At 40.2% G+C, this 14,878-nt stretch carries 15 protein-coding genes and 1 pseudogene; 14 read left to right on the top strand and 2 right to left on the bottom strand.

The annotated features are described in order from the left end of the window. Positions 1-56 precede the first annotated feature (56 nt). The 14 genes and pseudogenes from nadB to yajC all read left to right on the top strand — a co-directional run bounded on the left by nadB (position 57) and on the right by yajC (position 12,653). Positions 57-1,598, top strand: coding sequence for an L-aspartate oxidase (nadB, locus tag NST97_RS07520; protein ID WP_144597696.1), 1,542 nt, complete (start codon positions 57-59; stop codon positions 1,596-1,598). Further along, positions 1,595-2,440, top strand: coding sequence for a carboxylating nicotinate-nucleotide diphosphorylase (gene nadC / locus NST97_RS07515; protein WP_339196940.1), 846 nt, complete (start codon positions 1,595-1,597; stop codon positions 2,438-2,440). The genes nadB and nadC overlap by 4 nt, the downstream gene beginning before the upstream one ends. Next, a complete protein-coding gene (gene nadA, locus NST97_RS07510) occupies positions 2,437-3,549 on the top strand; it encodes a quinolinate synthase NadA (protein ID WP_130156075.1) in 1,113 nt (370 codons plus the stop codon). Before nadC ends, nadA begins: the two co-directional genes overlap by 4 nt. A 297-nt stretch (positions 3,550-3,846) precedes the next feature. Further along, positions 3,847-3,994: pseudogene (gene safA / locus NST97_RS19225) on the top strand (SafA/ExsA family spore coat assembly protein); the annotation flags it as partial. Between the two features lie 1,122 nt (positions 3,995-5,116). After that, positions 5,117-5,857, top strand: a complete 741-nt coding sequence (gene nadE, locus NST97_RS07500; RefSeq protein WP_130156071.1) for an NAD(+) synthase — start codon at positions 5,117-5,119, stop codon at positions 5,855-5,857. Between the two features lie 95 nt (positions 5,858-5,952). Further along, positions 5,953-6,621, top strand: coding sequence for a YhcN/YlaJ family sporulation lipoprotein (locus NST97_RS07495; protein ID WP_066249549.1), 669 nt, complete (start codon positions 5,953-5,955; stop codon positions 6,619-6,621). A 110-nt stretch (positions 6,622-6,731) separates the two neighbouring features. Next, positions 6,732-7,460, top strand: a complete 729-nt coding sequence (locus tag NST97_RS07490; RefSeq protein ID WP_130156068.1) for a YebC/PmpR family DNA-binding transcriptional regulator — start codon at positions 6,732-6,734, stop codon at positions 7,458-7,460. Positions 7,461-7,697: 237 nt separating this feature from the next. Beyond that, positions 7,698-8,207, top strand: coding sequence for a BofC C-terminal domain-containing protein (locus NST97_RS07485; protein WP_340788030.1), 510 nt, complete (start codon positions 7,698-7,700; stop codon positions 8,205-8,207). Positions 8,208-8,307: 100 nt separating this feature from the next. Further along, positions 8,308-8,916, top strand: coding sequence for a Holliday junction branch migration protein RuvA (gene ruvA / locus NST97_RS07480; protein WP_066249544.1), 609 nt, complete (start codon positions 8,308-8,310; stop codon positions 8,914-8,916). A gap of 10 nt (positions 8,917-8,926) precedes the next feature. Further along, positions 8,927-9,928: a Holliday junction branch migration DNA helicase RuvB gene (gene ruvB / locus NST97_RS07475; RefSeq protein WP_339210158.1), complete on the top strand. Its 1,002-nt coding sequence runs from the start codon at positions 8,927-8,929 to the stop codon at positions 9,926-9,928. After that, positions 9,925-10,125, top strand: a complete 201-nt coding sequence (locus tag NST97_RS07470) for a DUF2905 domain-containing protein (RefSeq protein WP_063387970.1) — start codon at positions 9,925-9,927, stop codon at positions 10,123-10,125. The genes ruvB and NST97_RS07470 overlap by 4 nt, the downstream gene beginning before the upstream one ends. A 23-nt stretch (positions 10,126-10,148) precedes the next feature. Next, positions 10,149-11,177, top strand: a complete 1,029-nt coding sequence (gene queA, locus NST97_RS07465; protein ID WP_063387971.1) for a tRNA preQ1(34) S-adenosylmethionine ribosyltransferase-isomerase QueA — start codon at positions 10,149-10,151, stop codon at positions 11,175-11,177. Positions 11,178-11,216: 39 nt separating this feature from the next. Beyond that, complete coding sequence (tgt, locus tag NST97_RS07460) at positions 11,217-12,362, top strand: tRNA guanosine(34) transglycosylase Tgt (protein WP_063387972.1); 1,146 nt, start codon at positions 11,217-11,219, stop codon at positions 12,360-12,362. 21 nt (positions 12,363-12,383) lie between these two features. Next, positions 12,384-12,653 carry a preprotein translocase subunit YajC gene (gene yajC / locus NST97_RS07455; protein ID WP_063387973.1) on the top strand — a complete coding sequence of 90 codons (270 nt, stop codon included), beginning with the start codon at positions 12,384-12,386 and terminating at the stop codon, positions 12,651-12,653. Between the two features lie 44 nt (positions 12,654-12,697). Here yajC and NST97_RS07450 read toward each other — a convergent pair whose 3' ends face one another. Together NST97_RS07450 and spoVB are read right to left on the bottom strand one after the other, a co-directional pair. Then, positions 12,698-13,087 carry a TIGR04086 family membrane protein gene (locus NST97_RS07450; protein ID WP_066249537.1) on the bottom strand — a complete coding sequence of 130 codons (390 nt, stop codon included), beginning with the start codon at positions 13,085-13,087 and terminating at the stop codon, positions 12,698-12,700. 123 nt (positions 13,088-13,210) lie between these two features. After that, complete coding sequence (spoVB, locus tag NST97_RS07445) at positions 13,211-14,791, bottom strand: stage V sporulation protein B (protein ID WP_340881850.1); 1,581 nt, start codon at positions 14,789-14,791, stop codon at positions 13,211-13,213. Positions 14,792-14,878: the final 87 nt, after the last annotated feature.

Genomic DNA, 14,878 nt, shown 5'->3' with positions numbered 1-14,878 from the left:
ATTTTTGTGTAAATATATGTGTCAAGACATGTGTAAATTTATAAGGGGGGTTGTTGATGACCCATTATGATGTCATCATCGTCGGAAGCGGTATTGCCGCATTAACGGTTGCAAGCGAATTATGTGAAAAAATGAACATATTAATGATTACAAAAACGATGAAAACTAGTTCTAATTCTCATTTAGCTCAAGGTGGAATTGCATGTGCCATACATGAAAATGATCATAGCTGCCTTCATTATGAAGATACATTATATGCTGGGCGCTACCACAATAAAAAGGAAGCAGTTGAGCTGCTCGTACAAGAAGGAAAGGAAATTATTTCATCCCTTATGGATGAGGGCTTTCCATTTGACAAGGACGAGCAAGGAAATGTGGATTTAGGAAATGAAGGGGCGCACTCCTTTCGCCGCATTCTCCATGCAGGAGGAGATGCGACGGGAAGGAAAATGGTAGAGCATTTTTTGAAAAAAATAACAAACCGGATAACAATCAATGAATATCAGTTTGTTTGTGATGTCGTTGTAAAGGACGGAAGGGCAGTTGGCATTATTACCAAAACAGCAGATGAAAATATACATGTCTATACAGCCTCCCATATTATTTTGGCAACCGGCGGCTGCGGTCAAGCTTATGAATGGACATCCAATCATCCGAACGCAACGGGAGACGGACTTGCCATTGCTTTTCGGGCTGGATGCAGGCTGATCGATATGGAGTTTACACAGTTTCATCCAACAATGCTTTATATAAACGGGACATGCAGAGGATTGATTTCTGAAGCGGTCAGGGGTGAAGGCGCTGTATTGATCGATGAAACGGGGCAAAGATTTATGAGCGAAATTCACCCATTAGGTGATTTGGCTCCTCGAGATGTTGTTGCCCGCGCAATTTATCGTAAATATCGGGATGGACATCAAGTTTATTTGGATATTTCAGAAATTCAATTTTTTTCCGAACGTTTTCCGACGATTGCTGAGATGTGTCGGCAAAATCGGGTAAATTTGAGCGAGAAGAAAATTCCTGTAGTGCCTGGCATGCATTTTTTAATGGGCGGAATTGAAACCGATTTAGTCGGCAGAACGAATATCGATCGGCTTTATGCTGTAGGCGAATTGGCGTGTACCGGTGTCCACGGGGCAAATCGTCTAGCATCAAATTCTCTTTTAGAAGGTCTTGTATTCGGAAAAAGGATTGCAAAATTTATACTGGATCAGCGGCTGTCTTCACAGGAGAGTTTTGGGGATTTCCATTGGAACGAACATGAAAAAACAGAGGTTCCAGAAAAAGGAGAAATACGCAAAATATTGACAAAATGGGTTGGAATCGAACGGACGCATGGAGAACTGGCATGGGCTGTTTCATGGCTGAAGCGATATGTCAAATATTTTCCATTAAATGCTATAAGTTATTCAATTGAAGAAATCGAACGGATTAACATGATCACAGCCGGATATTTAATAGCTAAAGGAGCTCTTTTACGAAAGGAAAGCCGCGGCGGCCATTTCAGGATCGATTATCCAGGGGAAAAACCTGAATGGCTGGAAAAACGAATTGTACAAACAAACGAGCAAAGGATAGGGGCGGTTGAAACATGAATCAAATAAAACTCGAGCAGGCATTGAAGCAATTTTTTATGGAAGACATAGGAGACAATGATTTGTCCAGCGATGCGATTTTCTCAGAAAACGACCGAGGATCGGGCGTCATAAAAGCAAAACAAAGCGGAGTTTTTTGTGGAGAAAACGTGGTGAAAACCGCTTTTTCGATGTTAAACCCCAACCTTGAAGTTCACATGTTTGTAAAAGATGGACATGAGCTGACAGCGGGGGAAGAGATTGCTGTCATAAAAGGTTCTATTCGTTCCATCTTACAAGGAGAGCGCGTAGTGTTAAATTTGCTGCAGCGAATGAGCGGGATCGCAACTTTGACAAAACAAGCGGTGCTGACGTTAAATTCAACGCATACAAAAATTTGTGATACAAGAAAAACAACACCTGGGCTTAGAATGTTTGAAAAGTATGCTGTCCGCATAGGGGGAGGATATAATCACAGATTTGGTTTATATGACGGGGTGATGATTAAAGACAACCATATTGCCTTTTGCGGTTCGATTACAAAAGCAGTTGAAAGGGCAAGAAATCGAGTCGGCCACATGGTAAAAATTGAGGTGGAGGTTGAAACGGAAGAGCAATTGAAAGAAGCAATTTCAGTACATCCCGATATTATCATGTTTGACAATTGCCCGCCTGAACAAGTGAAAAAATTTGTTGATATGACTCCGCCTGACATTATTACAGAAGCTTCAGGCGGAATTACGTTAAAAAATTTAGCGGATTACAAAGATACAAATGTTGATTTCATATCGCTTGGGTTTATTACCCATTCAGCACCTTCAATAGACATTAGTTTATCTTTTTCGGGGAGGAATGAGCTATGAATCTTTTTGAATTGTTGGATGCTTCAAAAACAGAAATGATGCCTGAAGATTATAAACATCGATCTGTGGAAGAATTGGAAAACCGTGTGATAGAAATTAAAAAGAAATTCGGAACAAGACTGATGATCCCAGGTCATCATTATCAAAAAGACGAAGTGATCCAATTTGCAGATGTAACAGGAGATTCGTTAAAGCTGGCACAAATAGCGCAAGAAACAAAAGATGCCGAATATATTGTCTTTTGTGGTGTTCATTTTATGGCAGAAACAGCAGACATGCTGACATCGCCTTATCAAAAGGTGATTCTTCCGGATATGAGAGCTGGCTGTTCGATGGCGGATATGGCAAATATCAAACAAACAGAAGCCGCTTGGAGCAAGCTGCAAGAGCTTTTTGACGACACGATTTTGCCATTAACATATGTCAATTCATCAGCAGAGATTAAAGCTTTTGTCGGTAAAAATGGCGGAGCAACGGTAACCTCCTCAAATGCTGAAACGATGCTGGCTTGGGCGCTGAAGCAAAAAAAGAGAATTTTGTTTTTACCTGATCAGCACTTAGGGAGAAATACTGCCTTTAAACTAGGTATTCCCCTTAATAAGATGGCTGTCTGGGATCCGATTGAACAAAAGCTGCATTATGATGGAACAAGGGAAGATGTCGCCATCATCTTATGGAAAGGCCATTGCTCAGTGCATGAGAAATTTACAGTAAAAAATATTGAACATATTCGCAGCAAATATCCCGATATGAAAATTATCGTTCATCCTGAATGTACATTTGAGGTTGTTCAGATGGCCGATTATTCGGGATCCACGAAATATATTATTGATACGATTCAAAACTCCCCGAAAGGAAGCAAGTGGGCAATCGGAACAGAAATGAATCTAGTGAATCGGTTAATACAAAATAATCCCGACAAAGAGATCGTTTCTTTAAATCCATATATGTGTCCGTGTTTAACAATGAATCGAATTGATCTGCCCCACTTAGTTTGGGCGCTGGAATCAATCGATAAAGGAAAAATAATTAATCAAATCATTGTGGATGAATCAATTAAAGAGTATGCAGTTCTTGCATTAAATCGCATGCTGGATCATAGCTCATAAAAAGGAAAAATATTGCAATTGCCCATATGCATGCGGGATAGCAAAAGTACGAAGAACAATTTGAATGCCTGGGGTCCTCCTCGGGTATTTTTATTTTTGTAATTTTTGCAGCATAAATCAGCAGCTGTGTACTGATATCGATATCAATTGGCTTTTAAAAAAGAGGATCGTTTTTCTTAGCCTTCATTTTTAAATCATAATCCCACTAAAATTTGCATAAGTTGTGATGAAGAAGATTTATGAATGTTTTGATTCGAAAGTTGTATAGGCAGTACGTTTTCACAGGAGGGGGAAACAGTGAAAATCCACATTGTTCAAAAAGGCGATACACTATGGAAAATTGCTCAAAAATATGGAGTCGATTTCCAGGAGTTAAAAAAGTTGAATTCCCAATTGAGCAATCCTGATCTTATTATGCCAGGAATGAAAATAAAAATTCCAACTGGTGATGTGCCAATTAAAAAGGAAGTGAAACATGAATTAAAGAAAGAAGTGCCAAAAGTAGCTTTTAAAAAGGAAGCAAAGGAACATCCTTTTGCAGAGGAAAAACCTGTTGCTCCTATTGAGACGGAGGAACCGGAAGCAAAGGAGAAGCCGTCTAAGCCATATGTGCCTCCCGTTCCAAAAGTTTATCAGCCTTACTATCCGAAAAAAACTGATGTAAGCAATTATTTTATGCTCAATATGCCGATGATGAATATCCATGAAGAAGCGGAAAAGGCTCCAACGCATCCCTATGCTTCAAAAGATTCCAAACCGCAGCTTCCGAAAAAGCCTGAAAATGTGTTTCATGAAGTTTTGGGTAAAGGAGAAGAAAATAAAGAGGAGGACAACAAAGATATGACGAATCCGCAATTTTCGAATGTCAATCCATATTATGGAGCCCAATGGCAGCCTTATTACGCGCCTGTCTGGCCAAATATTCCGAACCCTGCCCCGAATCAATTTGTAAGCCCACAACAATATGGCGAAGATTTTGATGATGATGAATATGATGAAGCGTATGGTTACGAAAACGTTGCACCTAACATTCCGCCAAACGTTTCACCAATACAATACAGTCCGCAACCCGTAGTTCCATGTGTACCATATCCTGTTCTTTGTCCACCGTTTCCATTCTTAGGATGCCATCCGGTATCTCCTGTATATCCAGGATCAGGATTGGCGCCGACACCTTATGCTGCACCTTATGGAATACCGCACGGTCAATGGGTAAGCCCGGAGGCGGCGGAAAATCAAGAATTTGCAGAGAATATACCTCATACTGGAGCTTTTCCGAGTCATCAGGATGACTGCGGCTGCGGAGGTCCTGTACCTTATGGATATCGAGCGGCTCCATTTGTACCATATGGAATACCGCATTACCCTTATGCTGTGCCTTACTATGATTATAACCAGTTCGTTGCACCGCAAGATGAAGAAGATGAAGATTAATTTTATTGGAGACGATGATAAAAATCGTCTCTTTTTTCTTTGAAAATTTCATGACATGATTTATTTTTCGTAAAATACAATATGATACAATAGATAATAAAAAGAAATGATGCTAAGGAAGGTGCATGACATAATGCAGGAAAAAATTGCAAAACTAATCGAATGGCTTCAAAATCAAGTAAAAAACGCAGGATTAAACGGTGCAATTGTTGGAATAAGCGGGGGAATTGATTCCGCCGTAGTTGCTCATCTCATTAAGCGAGCGTTTCCTGAGCATTCGCTTGGCCTAATCATGCCATGTAAAAGCAATCCGAAAGATCAAGAAGATGCTTTAAAAGTAGTGAAAAGCTGCAACATTGATTATATGGTGATCGACTTGACCGAAACTCATGAAACGCTTTTTCACGCCATTCAAAAAAATATTCAAGCTAAAAACGATTGGAATGAAGAAGCATCAAGATTAGGCGACGCGAATACGCGCGCGCGGCTCAGAATGACAACATTATACGCTGTGGCAAACAATTATCGTTACATGGTTGTTGGCACAGATAATGCAGCTGAATGGTATACAGGCTATTTTACGAAATACGGAGACGGCGGTGTAGACCTTGTTCCTCTTGTACATTTTACAAAAGGCGAAGTAAGGGAAATGGCAAAAATTTTAGGAGTTCCGGATGAAATTATTAATAAAGCTCCAAGCGCCGGTTTGTGGGAAGGACAAACGGATGAAAACGAAATGGGAACAACATATGATATGATTGACAAATTTTTAAAGGGAGAGGAAATTCCTGAGAAAGATAAAGAAATCATTGAAGCGCTGCATAGACGTTCTGAGCATAAACGAAATTTAGCGGCAGCACCGCCAAAATTTTAATTAATTGCCGGGAACTAACAGCAATAAACCTCCCCTGAAAGAACAAGCTATTGATGAGCTATTATGCTCAAATTGTTTTTCAGGGGGTTTTTTCATTGAGAAAATCAGTTTCCGCAGCTATTGCCCTTTCTTTTATGACAATTGGTCTTGCGGCGTGCAACAACAATAATGGTGCATTGGATGACCGTGATCGAAATGGTGCAGCACCAATTGGCTACTATTCAGCTGATCGGGATCGCAATTTTGATTACGTTGATAATGATGGACCGATCACTGAAATGTTTGACGGCGGAATGGATGACAATGATATGCTCCGCGATGCAAATGACCGCAATAGAGACCGCTCGCTGACAGTGAACGATAGAAGAAACAACGGCTTCCAAAGAAGCGATGTCAATTATCATAATCATTTACGGGATGTGGGCTCGAATAATGCTCAATTAGCCGAACGAATTTCTGATCAGGTAAGCCGGCTGAAAAACGTGCAGGATGTTGATACGCTCGTAACAAATGACAGGGTTGTAGTAGCGATCAATACAACTGATCGAAACGAACAGAATGTAAAAAATCGAGCCAAACGAGTTGTATCAAGACTGGCTGGAAATAAAAGCATCCATATTGTAACAGACGAGGAAACTTTTACTCGCGTGCGAAACATTAATAATAACTTGAATAACGGTACGGATGTAGGGGAAGATATCCAACGTCTATTCAATGATATTGGAGAAGCAGTAACAGAGCCTTTTGACGGAAATAACCGCTAACGAGACAGGGAGAACTCCTCCCTGTTTCTTTTGTGAAGAACAATTTTTCCCGCTAAATAAAATATGTTATATTAAAAATCGAGAATTGTTTATGAGAGGGGATTTTTAGAATGGCAGGACATTCTAAATGGAAAAATATTCAAAGAAGAAAAAATGCCCAAGATGCGAAGCGGGGCAAAATTTTTATGAAATTGGCAAAAGAAATTTATGTTGCGGCTAAACAAGGCGGAGGAGATCCTGACGCGAATCCGAGCCTCAGACTTGCCATTGACAAAGCTAAAGCTGCCAACATGCCGAACGATAATATAGAACGAGCAATTAAAAAAGCGACCGGCAGCCAAGATGGAGCCAACTATGAAGAAATTACATATGAAGGATATGGCCCCGGCGGTGTCGCTGTAATGGTAAAATGTCTGACGGACAATAAAAACCGTACAGCAACAAGTGTTCGCACTGCCTTTAATAAAAACGGAGGAAACTTAGGAGAAACTGGTTGTGTATCCTATATGTTCGAACGAAAGGGATATATTGTTATTGATGGTAACGGAATTGAAGAGGATGACTTGTTTCTTGAAGCAATTGAAGCTGGAGCAGAAGAATTAGAAGCGTCAGGTGGTGAGGCGTTTGAAATTTATACCGCTCCTGAAAATTTGAATAATGTAAAAACCGCTTTAGAAGAAAAAGGATATAAACTGGAAACAGCGGAAATCACATGGATTCCTCAAACGTACACGCAACTAGATGAAACAACGGCTGAAAAAATGTACAAATTAATCGATGTCCTTGAAGATGACGACGATGTCCAAGAAGTCTTCCATAATATGCAGGAAGATGAGTGATTGAAAATTTGTTGATATTAACGATTTGAAAAATCTAACAGCTGAAAAAATGAAATTGTTAAGTTATCCATTTTACTTTTTCTAATTGAAACGTATTAATATACAAGCATGCCATGATATACAAGGTAGTTTCCATAATATGTAATAAGATGAAGAATCAGGACTAAGGGTTAAAACTTCTCATGATGGCTACAATAAATAAAAACAAATGTGTTATAAGTTCAGGAGTGGTGGCATGTGAAAAAGGTATTTTGCCTCTTTTGTTATACTTTGATGATCTTAGCTTTTTGTCATTTCCATCCTGAAGCATCTTTCGCAAATGCGAATCATCATTCCTCGACAGTTGAAGTCATCTTGAGAAGAGTTTATCTTGATGGCGAAGTGAGCGAAGAGGTCAAAACAGAACATCTTCATTCTATCGCAGATGTAATTGCGAAATATCAAGATTGGCAGGTTGTTCGTCAGGATGGCGACGAAATTGTCTTTCAAAAGCAAATTGATGACCTCTCTCCTTTATTAAAAACAAATGGTTTTTTCGGTATTATGGAAGACGGGACTTTGTCGATTTTTAACGGGAAGCCTGACGCAGACAATGAAGTCATTCAGTCTTTTTTTCAGATCGATATAAAAAAACTGGAAAGCTATCGCCACCTGCAACTAAAAAGAGGAATTCCCGTAAAAAATAAAGAGAATTATTTAAATGTCATCAATACCTTTAAAGCTTATTCTGCTGATGAATTCAAATAAAAGGACCGATGCTTTTTGCATCGGTTTATTTTTGCAGTTCTATCCCTGACGGAGCGAGTTCTTTATGTTAAAATAGGTTAAGTGATGAGAGGTGAACGCAGTGATTGAGTTTATCCGCGGAGTTGTAGATCATATATCAATAGATTCAATTGTGATCGATCGGAACGGAATCGGCTTTCAAATTTTCACTCCCAATCCTTTCAGCTATCAAAAACATATAAAAAAAGAAGTGACAGTTTATACATATCAATATGTAAGGGAGGATCTCCTCGCTCTGTACGGATTTTCAAGCCGTGAAGAAAAGACTCTCTTTTCCAAGCTTTTAAACGTAACAGGAATCGGTCCGAAGGGTGCTCTGGCGATCCTGGCTTATGGGGATGCAAAGCAAGTAGTGGAGGCCATTGAAAATGAAGATGAAGCATTTTTAGTAAAATTTCCTGGTGTCGGAAAGAAAACAGCGAGGCAAATCATCTTAGATTTAAAAGGGAAGCTCGTCGAATTCGTTTCAGAACCGTCTTCCAACATGTTAGCTAATCAGGTGCAAACAGACCAAAAACATAGCAATCATTCGCTTATGGAAGCGATCGATGCTCTGAAAGTTTTAGGATACAGTGAGAAAGAGATAGCAAAAATCAAGCCGTCATTGGAAGGTGAATCGCTCTCAACTGATCAATATGTGAAAAAAGCATTGAAACTGCTTTTGAAATAAGGTGATAGCAATGGAGGAAAGAATTGTTGCAGGCGAAGCTGAAGCGGGAGAAAAAGATTTTGAATTCAGCCTTCGTCCTCAATCTTTCGATCAATATATCGGTCAATCAAAGATTAAGGAAAACTTAAAAATATTTATTGAAGCGGCAAAGCTTAGAGAAGAAACGTTGGATCATGTTCTTTTATATGGACCTCCAGGGCTCGGGAAAACAACACTTGCAACGATTATCGCAAATGAGATGGGGACGAATATCCGCCATACTTCAGGGCCCGCGATTGAACGGCCGGGAGAATTAGCGGCTATTCTCACTTCTTTAGAACCGGGGGATGTTTTATTTATTGATGAAATTCACCGGCTGCATCGTTCGATCGAAGAAGTCTTGTACCCAGCGATGGAAGATTTTTGTATAGATATCGTCATTGGAAAAGGATCAAGCGCCCGCACGCTCAGGTTGGATCTGCCACCGTTTACACTTGTTGGTGCAACAACTAGAGTTGGCTTATTAACTGCTCCTTTAAGGGATCGATTTGGTGTGTTAAGCCGCTTGGAATATTATCAAGAGCACGAGCTCTCAAAGATAGTCAAACGAACGGCCAATCTGTTAAATATCGAGATTGAAGAGGAGGCAGCCGTTGAAATAGCCAGAAGATCGCGGGGAACGCCAAGAATTGCGAACAGACTTCTTAAAAGGGTCAGGGATTTTGCGCAAGTGCTCGGATTTGAAAAAATCAGCGCCCATCTTGCTGAAGACGCCTTGGAGCGTTTGCAAGTGGATAAACTTGGATTGGATCATATCGATCATAAACTTCTTTTAGGGATCATTGAAAAATTCCAAGGAGGACCCGTTGGAATTGAGACCATTTCAGCGACAATCGGTGAAGAAGCGCACACAATTGAAGATGTTTATGAACCGTATTTATTGCAAATCGGTTTTATTCGGCGAACACCGAGGGGAAGAATAGTAACAGATCTTGTGTATAAACATTTTCAAATGGAGGTGCCGAAAAGATGACGGAATTTCCAAAGCTATTGATGGTGCTTGGCGGTATTTTGCTTTTTATCGGCTTATTTATGCAAGTTGTCGGAAGACTGCCAGGAGATATCGTAGTAAAAAAAGGAAATTTCACCTTCTTCTTTCCGATTGTCACATGCATTGTCATTAGTTTGCTTTTAACGTTCATTTTTTCTTTTTTAGGACGGTTTAAATAATGGACAGAAGCTAGGTGAACAGGATGAATATCGAATTATTTGACTTCGAATTGCCAGAGGAACTGATTGCTCAAACTCCGTTGAAGGAGAGGGATGCTTCAAGATTAATGATTGTTGATAAAAAAAGCGGAGATATTACGCACAGCAGATTTAAAAGCTTAATTGAGTATGTATCTCCGGGTGATTGCCTTGTTTTAAATGATACGCGGGTCATGCCGGCCAGATTGTACGGGGTGAAAGAAGAAACCGGGGCCAAAGTGGAAGTTTTATTGCTAAAAGAAAAAGAAGGGAATGTTTGGGAAACCCTTGTAAAACCTTCAAAGCGAGTCAAAGTAGGGACAACATTAAATTTCGGAAACGGCCTTTTAAAAGGAACATGTGTAGGAACTCTTGAACACGGCGGTAGAATCATTGAATTTCAATATGAAGGCATTTTTTTGGAAATTTTGGATCAGCTTGGGGAAATGCCATTGCCGCCATACATTAAAGAGCAGCTTGATAATAAAGAACGATATCAAACCGTTTATTCCCGAGAAATTGGTTCAGCAGCTGCACCGACTGCAGGTTTGCATTTCACGGATGAAATACTCGAAAATATAAAAAATAAAGGGATTCATATCGCTTTTATAACGCTGCATGTTGGGCTTGGGACATTTCGTCCAGTCAGCAGCACAAACATTACAGAACATAAAATGCATGCGGAATTTTATCAAATGACAGAGGGAACGGCCCGCTTATTAAATGAAGTAAGAGAAAAGGGAGGACGTATTATCGCAGTCGGTACGACTTCAACAAGAACGCTGGAAACAATTGCTGGAAAACATGGAGGCAAATTTGTCGAAGAAAGCGGTTGGACAGACATTTTTATTTATCCGGGCTACAATTTTAAAGGAATAGACGGACTCGTTACAAATTTTCATCTTCCTAAGTCTTCTCTGATCATGCTTGTCAGTGCGCTGGCTGGAAGAGAAACAATTCTTCGCGCGTATGAGGAGGCTATAAAGGAAAAATACCGTTTTTTCAGCTTTGGAGATGCCATGCTGATTATTTGAAACAGAATAGAGGTACACTGAATAAAGGAGGGGCTATCATTGAATAAGCCACCTATTCGATATGAATTGATCAAAACATGCAAACAAACAGGCGCCCGCCTTGGAATCGTACATACACCTCACGGTTCGTTTGAAACTCCGGTGTTTATGCCTGTGGGAACATTGGCGACCGTCAAAACTATGTCACCGGAGGAATTAAAAGAAATTGGCGCAAAAATCATTTTGAGCAATACATACCATTTATGGCTCAGACCAGGGGAAGATATCGTTAAGGAGGCAGGAGGTCTCCATTCTTTTATGAATTGGGATGGAGCGATTTTAACCGACTCCGGCGGATTTCAAGTGTTCAGCTTAAGCGAATTCCGGCGAATTGAAGAAGAGGGAGTATATTTTCGCAATCATTTAAACGGGGACAAGCTGTTTTTATCTCCAGAAAAAGCAACTGAAATCCAAAATGCTCTCGGATCAGATATTATAATGGCATTTGACGAATGCCCGCCTTACCCGGCATCATTTGATTATATGAAACAATCTGTAGAACGAACCTCCAGATGGGCTGAACGCTGTCTAGCAGCTCATAAAAGAGAAAATGAACAAGGGATGTTTGGAATTGTACAAGGCGGCGAATATGAAAACTTGCGGAAGCAAAGCGCACGCGATCTTGTCTCGCTTGATTTTTCGGGATATGCGGTTGGTGGTCTTTCTGTCGGTGAACCGAAAGAAGTGATGAATCGTGTGCTAGAATTTACCGTGCCTTTATTGCCAAGTGACAAACCTCGTTATTTGATGGGGGTCGGTTCTCCAGATTCACTGATAGATGGAGCGATTCGGGGCATTGATATGTTTGATTGCGTGCTTCCTACTAGAATTGCGCGCAACGGCACCTTAATGACATCAACAGGTCGGCTTGTCGTAAAAAATGCGAAATATGCGCGCGATTTCGGTCCATTGGATGAATCTTGTGATTGCTACGTTTGCCGAAATTATTCACGTGCTTATATCAGACATTTAATTAAAAGCAATGAAACATTTGGGATTCGATTAACATCTTACCATAATCTCTATTTTTTGATAAAATTAATGGAGCAGATTAGGGAATCAATCCGTGAAGACCGTTTAGGAGATTTCCGAGAAGAATTTTTTGAACGGTACGGATTCAATAAACCAAATGCGAAAAACTTTTAATGCTTAGAAAGGGGTGAAGAAATGTCGGAGAATTTTGTAGCAACAGTGCTGCCTTTTGTGCTGATGATTGCTATTTTTTACTTTTTGTTGATCAGACCTCAGCAAAAAAGGCAAAAGCAAATCCGTGACATGCAGGCAAACTTGAAGAAGGGTGATAAAATCGTAACGATTGGCGGTTTGCATGGGACGGTTGATTCATTGGATGAAGATAAAATCGTCATCCGTACGGGAGACGGCTCCCGCTTAACTTTTGACCGAAATGCTGTGAGAGAAGTCGTAGAACAATCATAGTTCTACAAAAAACAGGGCTGACTTAAATGTCAGCCTTTTTCTTTTTAAGCCTGCCGTTTTGGCGACGAAATATTGACTCCCAGCATTCCTCCAACTATTGAAGTGATCAAAAATCCACCGTGATATAATAGCGATTCTAGCGAAAGCGTTTTTCCGTAACCTAAAAATTGAAACAACAACACAATTCCCGTGTAAGCAACCGCTGTCGCACCGCCTAAAAGCCACCCTTTTTCTTTACCTTTTCCGCCAGCTATAAAACCTCCGATAAAAACGGCTAAAAAACTTATAGATGTGATGACCCAAAAGAGCGAATCTTCTGTTAAACTAGTAAATCGTAATAAAATAGATAAAAGAAAACTGGAAATCAAAGCAATGATCAAAATGGTAAAAACACCGTAAAATACAGCTTTCCCCCACCGCTTTGCTTCAATCATCCATTCATCTCCTCCCATGTTCACCCGTACAAGGGTAATCACTTTTATACAAGCATATTCATAAAAAAAAGATTTAGAATTAAAATTGCCAGATCAGGGTGAAAGGAATGAAACGGATAGATTTTAACGATTTTTCTGCATCGGAATAAAGATTGCTATATACGGACCGATTAGGGGAATTCGCTTTACTTCTTCCTTTTCGACTAGTCGAAAGATGATGAGAAACAGACTGTAAATAACTGTTGTGATCATGCATGCATACATTAACTTTGGCAGCAAATGCAGTTGTTCCAATAAGATATCGTAAATATGATAGGAGATCCAACCTGTTAAGAATATGGCTGCAAAAGATAGAACATAGTCTCTTAAATAAATTGTGAACTTAAACACTTTCAGCACCGTTGCATAATGAAGAAGAGTAACGATCATAAACCCGCTTATAATGGCAAGAGCTGCGCCGATAATGCCGAGCTCTGGCCTAGTTGCGAAAACAAAAATGAGCGCTGTTTTTAAAATGGAACCAATTAAACTGTTGGTCATCGCTGCTTTTGCTAAATTTAATGCTTGCAATGCTGCTTGCAGTGGACCTTGGAAATAATAAAAGATGAAAAAAGGAGCCATAACTTTCACATAGATGGCAGATTGAGCATTTCCATACATAAAGATCATGATCGGTTCAGCGTACACGTATAAAATAACAACTGCTAGTCCGCCTGTAACAAGCGAGAGCCTTAAAGCTTGCCTCAGCCGATATTCTGCTAATCGAATCCTTTTTTGGGCAATCGCTTCGCTTAATGCGGGCACTAATGATGTTGACAGCGAAAAAGTGATGAAAGAGGGAAGCATTAATAAAGGAAGCGCATACCCCGTCAATTCCCCATATTGTTTTGTAGCTAAAGATGAATGAACGCCGGCGATCAGTAAACTGTGTGAAACAACGATCGGTTCGAGAAACCATGAAATGTTGCCGATAAATCGGCTGCCGGTTGTCGGCAGGGCAATTTTCATGAGCTGACTGAATGTTTCTTTTCCCTTTTTTAACGAACGGAAAAACGATTTTCTCACTCGAATTTGCTTTTTGAAACGGAACGCTATTAGTAAGTAAAGTAAGGAAGCAAGTTCTCCAATTGCTGCCGCAACAAAGGCGCCAGCGGCTGCATATTCGATTCCGTAAGGCAGCATAGCTTTTGTACAAACGGCGATAAAGGCGATTCTGACCGCTTGCTCAAGCACCTGGGAGAATGCCGCAGGCGTCATGTTTTGTTTTCCTTGAAAGTAGCCTCTCAAAACAGAGGATACAGCAATAATAGGAATTACAGGAGTGATGGAAATCAAAGGAAAGAATGTTCTTGGGTCTGTAAGCAATGTTTCAGAAATATATGAGGCGGAAAACAACACAAGCGGTGCGATGATAATGCTTAAACTGCACGTAATTGTTAAAGATACAACCAGTATTTTTTTTACCTTTTTGCTGTCTCCTATTGCATCCGCTTCCGCGACCAGCTTGGAGATGGCAACCGGCAAACCGAGCTGTGTAGCTGCTGCGACAAGGCCAAACGTAGGCATCGCCATCATGTAGAGGCCAACCCCTTCTTCTCCAATCATTCTGGCTATGACAATTCGATTAATAAAACCGAGAATTCTTGTGATGAGGCCTGCCGTCATTAAAATGAGCATTCCTTTTAAAAAGGTTTGCTTCGGCATTTTTCTCCCTGCCTTCTCAAAAAACTTGATATCATATACAATTACTATATGCAGACTCGAAGTACAGGCATGACAACCTTTTAAGAA

This window comes from Aeribacillus sp. FSL K6-1305 (assembly GCF_038050115.1).
Lineage (GTDB): Bacteria > Bacillota > Bacilli > Bacillales > Aeribacillaceae > Aeribacillus > Aeribacillus composti.
Note: the sequence above shows the minus strand (reverse complement) of the source record. Positions and strands in the feature narration are given on the sequence as shown.

Bases quoted from the DNA above. Each gene is read 5' to 3' on its own strand.
- yajC (WP_063387973.1), top strand. From the start codon at position 12,384: ATGTCGGAGAATTTTGTAGCAACAGTGCTGCCTTTTGTGCTGATGATT.
- nadE (WP_130156071.1), top strand. From the start codon at position 5,117: ATGCAGGAAAAAATTGCAAAACTAATCGAATGGCTTCAAAATCAAGTA.
- nadA (WP_130156075.1), top strand. From the start codon at position 2,437: ATGAATCTTTTTGAATTGTTGGATGCTTCAAAAACAGAAATGATGCCT.
- ruvB (WP_339210158.1), top strand. From the start codon at position 8,927: ATGGAGGAAAGAATTGTTGCAGGCGAAGCTGAAGCGGGAGAAAAAGAT.
- queA (WP_063387971.1), top strand. From the start codon at position 10,149: ATGAATATCGAATTATTTGACTTCGAATTGCCAGAGGAACTGATTGCT.
- nadB (WP_144597696.1), top strand. From the start codon at position 57: ATGACCCATTATGATGTCATCATCGTCGGAAGCGGTATTGCCGCATTA.
- NST97_RS07470 (WP_063387970.1), top strand. From the start codon at position 9,925: ATGACGGAATTTCCAAAGCTATTGATGGTGCTTGGCGGTATTTTGCTT.
- spoVB (WP_340881850.1), bottom strand. From the start codon at position 14,791: ATGCCGAAGCAAACCTTTTTAAAAGGAATGCTCATTTTAATGACGGCA.
- NST97_RS07490 (WP_130156068.1), top strand. From the start codon at position 6,732: ATGGCAGGACATTCTAAATGGAAAAATATTCAAAGAAGAAAAAATGCC.
- nadC (WP_339196940.1), top strand. From the start codon at position 1,595: ATGAATCAAATAAAACTCGAGCAGGCATTGAAGCAATTTTTTATGGAA.
- NST97_RS07450 (WP_066249537.1), bottom strand. From the start codon at position 13,087: ATGATTGAAGCAAAGCGGTGGGGGAAAGCTGTATTTTACGGTGTTTTT.